The organism is Candidatus Frankia nodulisporulans (assembly GCF_902806475.1).
Classification (GTDB): Bacteria; Actinomycetota; Actinomycetes; order Frankiales; family Frankiaceae; genus Frankia; species Frankia umida.
This window is the reverse complement of sequence record NZ_CADCWS010000322.1, coordinates 1-4,034: the sequence shown is the minus strand read 5'-3', so window position 1 is coordinate 4,034 and position 4,034 is coordinate 1. Positions and strand designations below refer to the sequence as shown.

Genomic DNA, 4,034 nt, shown 5'->3' with positions numbered 1-4,034 from the left:
GTGGCCGCGGGGGTGTGTCGGGACACGACGATGGGGTTCACGCCGTTGGAGGGCCTGGTCATGGGCACCCGGTCGGGCAGCGTCGATCCCGGCGCGCTGCTGTGGCTGGTGCGCCAGGCGGGGCTTTCCGTGGACGAGGTGGGCGACGGGCTCGAGCACGAGTCCGGTCTGCTGGGCCTGGCGGGCAGCGCCGATATGCGCCAGGTGCTGGCCATGGCCGGGGCGGGGTCGCCGTCGGCCCGGCTGGCGCTGGAGGTGTACCAGCATCGGCTGCGCGGGCTGGTCGCCGCGATGGTCGCCGCACTGGGTGGGCTGGACGCGCTGGTGTTCACCGGTGGGATCGGTGAGGCCTCGGCCGAGATCCGTGCCGAGGCCGCCGCCGGGCTGGGTTTCCTGGGGGTGCGGGTGGACGCCACGAGGAACACCGGCCACCGGGGCGGTGACGCCGAGATCAGCGTGCCGGACGCCCCGGTCCGGGTGTTCGTCGTCGAGGCCCGGGAGGACATCGAGATAGCCCGTGGGGTCCGGGTCGCGCTGGCCGGGTGAGTCAGCTCGGCTGGTTGGCCCACGTCCAGTCGCGGATCTCGGGCAGGTCCTCGAAGTGTTCGATGATGTGGGCGTGGTGGCGGGCGAGCTGGTCCTGGCAGTAGCTGACCAGGCGGTCGGAGCCGGCCGGGGTCACCCGGGCGAACTCGAGGGCGAGCTGGGCGAGATGGTAGCGGCTGACCTGGTTGCGCACGACCATGTCGAACGGTGTTGTCGTGGTGCCCTGCTCCATGAAACCCCGGACGTGGAAACGGTCGGCGTTCGGCCGTCCGTGCAGAAGCTGGTGGACGCCCCGGCTGTAGCCGTGGAAACCGACGACGACGTCGGTCGAATCGGTGAACAGCGCACGGAACATCGCCGAGGAGAAACCGTGCGGATGCAGGTCGGAGCGCAGCAGCGCCATCAGGTCGATGACGTTGACGACCCGGACGGCCAGATCCGGGACGAACGTGTGGAGCAGTTCGGCGGCGGCGAGGATCTCCATGGTCGGGACGTCACCGATACCGGCCAGGACGATGTCGGCGTCGCGGCGGAGGGCCCTCTCGGTGCCGGCCCAGTCCCAGACGGAACCGCCGCGGGCGGCGTGCTCGGCGGCTTCGCCCGCGGTGAGGTACTGGTGGTGCGGCTGCTTGTCGGCGACGATCAGGTTGACGTGATCGTGGCTGCGCAGGCAGTGGTCGGCGACCGAGAGCAGGGTGTTCGCGTCCGGTGGCAGCCAGACGCGCACCACCCCGGGGGAGAGCGGGACGACGGTGTCGATCAGCCCCGGCCCCTGATGGGAGAAACCGTTGTGGTCGTTACGCCAGCAGGTGCTGGTCAGCAGGACGTTGAGGCTGGGCACCGGCGCCCGCCAGGCCAGCCGGCTGGCCTCCTGCAACCATTTGGTGTGCTGGATCAGCATGGACGCCGACACCATCGCGAACGCCTCGTAGGTGGCGAACAGTCCGTGCCGGCCGGTGAGGGTGTAGGCCTCGAGCCAGCCCTGGCACAGATGCTCGGACAGGACCTCCATCACCCGGCCGTTCGGTGAGACCCGGTCGTCGCGCGGGTCGATCGCCGCGACCAGGCAGCGGTCGGAGACGTCGAGCACGGCGTCAAGTCGGTTGCTGGCCAGCTCGTCCGGGCTGAACACCCGGAAGGTGCTCGGGTTGTCCCGGTAGGCGTCGGCCAGCAGCCGGCCGAGTCGGCGGGTCGGTTCGTGCAGCTGGCTGCCGCGGGCCTGGGGGTCGACGTCGATCGCGTACGTTCGCCAGTCGCGCAGCCGCAGCGCCTCGGTGCGTCGTCCTCCGTTGGCGTAGCTGGAGGAACCCAGCCGCGACGAGCCGGACGGGGCGAGCGCGGCCAGTTCGGCGATCAGCGCGCCCTCCTTGTCGAACAGCCGCTGCGGCTGGTAGGAGCGCAGCCATGCCTCGAGCTGGGCCAGATGGGCCGGATTGTCACGGACGTGCGCCAGCGGCACCTGATGGGCCCGGAACGTCCCTTCGACCAGGATTCCGTCCACCTCGTGGGGCCCTGTCCAGCCCTTGGGGGTCCGCAGCACGATCATCGGCCAGATCGGCGCCTCGGTGATGACCGCCCCCGGCGCCCGGGCCGCCCGCTGGATCTCCCGGATGCGGGTGTACGCGGTGCGCAGGGCCGCGTCGAACGCCCGGTGCACCGCCGGGACGTCGTCGCCCTCCACCCACAGCACGTCGTAGCCGTGGCCGGTGAACAGGGCCGTCACCCGCTGCCGGGGCAGCCGGCCCAGTACCGTCGGATTGGCGATCTTGTACTGGTTCAGGTTGAGGATCGGCAGGACGGCCCCATCATGGGCCGGGTTGAGGAAGTCGACGCCCTTCCAGCTGCCCTCCAACGGGCCGGTCTCGGCCTCGCCGTCCCCGACCACCGCCGCGACCAGCAGGTCCGGATGGTCGAAGGCCGCGCCGAAGGCGTGGACGAGGGCATAACCAAGCTCGCCACCCTCGTGGATCGACCCGGGCGTCGGGACGCTGACATGGCTGGGAATCCCACCGGGCGTGGAGAAACGCCGCACCAGCTGCCGCAGCCCCGCCTCGTCCTTCGACACACCCGGATAGATCTCCGAATAGGTGCCTTCCAGATAGGTGTTCGCGACCAGCGCCGGCCCGCCGTGACCCGGACCCGCGACGTAGAGAACGTCCTGACCGCTGTGCCGGACCAACCGGTTCAGGTGCGCGTAGATCAGGTTCAGCGCCGGGGACGTGCCCCAGTGGCCGAGCAGTCGGGGTTTGACGTCCTCGCGGGACAACGGCCGGCGCAGCAGCGGATTGTCCAGCAGGTAGATCTGCGCGACCGTCAGATAGTTCGCCGCGTTCCAGTAGTCGACCAGCCGGTCGAGGTCGGCGGAATCCAGGACGGAATCGCTGCCGTACGCATCCAGATCCGTCACAGCCCATCCTCTCCGGACGGGCAGGGCGGTGGCGCGTCGGCCACCGGGCCGATCGATACGAGCACGCCCGACCGGGCCTTCGTCATTGTCATGGGGTCAGCGTCGCGTCGTTTCGACATGCGGTGTACGGACTTTTCGTCGCCACTACCGGTGCCGAAGGTCCCGGGCGGCAGGGACCGGTGAGCTCGCGTCGGCGGTGTCGCCACGGGTTCGTGTCCATCCCGCACATTGGGCCACACCGGCCGACGGTTCGCTGGTAACCGCGCGGGCGCCACGGCAGACCGTGCCGTGCGGTGCCGTGCCGTGGGCGGCGGGCTCTGGTGTGGCGGGCCTTGGTGTGGCGGGCTCTGGTGTCAGGGGATGAGGAGGGTCTTGCCGAGCGTGGCCCGGTTCTCGATCGCCTGGTGGGCCGCGGCGGCCTCGGCCAGGGGGAAGGTCTGGCCGATGATCGGGCGCAGCCGCCCGGCCGCCGCGTGTGCGAGAGCCCGCGCGGCGAGTGCGCGCAGCTGAGCCGGCGTCGGTGCGGCACCGGCGATCACCGTCACGTCGGCGGACGGCTCGGTCCAGCTGCCGCTGGCCATCCCGTGGCTGCTCAGGCGTCCACCGGGTCGCAGGGCGGTCAGGGCCTGGGCGCCGATCTCCCCACCGATACCGTCGTGGATCAGGTCGACACCCGTACCGCCGGTGACCTCGATGACCTCCCGGGCCCAGCCCGGACGCGCGTAGTCGACGTAGCTGGCGGCGCCTAGCGACAGCACCAGCTCGCGTTTGGTGTCACCGCGGGCGGCGCCGATCACGGTGGCACCGGCGGCCGTCGCGAGCTGGACGAGCAGGCTGCCCAGCCCGCCACCGGCCGCCTCGACCAGGACCGACTCGCCGGGGCGCACGTCGGCCTGGTTGTGCAGCAGAAGGGCGGTGCGACCGTCGGCCAGTAGCGCCACCGCGTCGGGCAGCTCGACGGCGGGGGGCACCAGGATCAGATCGGCCGCGTCGGCGACGGCGAGCTCCGCATAACCACCGGCGCCCCCGGTCGTGGTGACGACCAGCGCCTCGACCAGCGCCTGGTCGACGTCTGGCCCGA

The 4,034-nt window shown here is 71.3% G+C and carries 2 protein-coding genes and 1 pseudogene; 1 reads left to right on the top strand and 2 read right to left on the bottom strand.

Features of this window, described 5'->3' with window-relative positions; all coding sequences use genetic code 11:
- A pseudogene (locus G6R24_RS18925) lies at positions 1 to 546 on the top strand (acetate/propionate family kinase); the annotation flags it as partial.
- A 1-nt stretch (position 547) separates the two neighbouring features.
- Here the strand turns inward: G6R24_RS18925 and G6R24_RS18920 are convergent.
- Positions 548 to 2,953 carry a phosphoketolase family protein gene (locus G6R24_RS18920; protein WP_163550536.1) on the bottom strand — a complete coding sequence of 802 codons (2,406 nt, stop codon included), beginning with the start codon at positions 2,951 to 2,953 and terminating at the stop codon, positions 548 to 550.
- 353 nt (positions 2,954 to 3,306) lie between these two features.
- Positions 3,307 to 4,034: zinc-binding dehydrogenase (locus G6R24_RS18915; RefSeq protein WP_163550535.1), on the bottom strand; the 728-nt coding region annotated here is incomplete at its 5' end.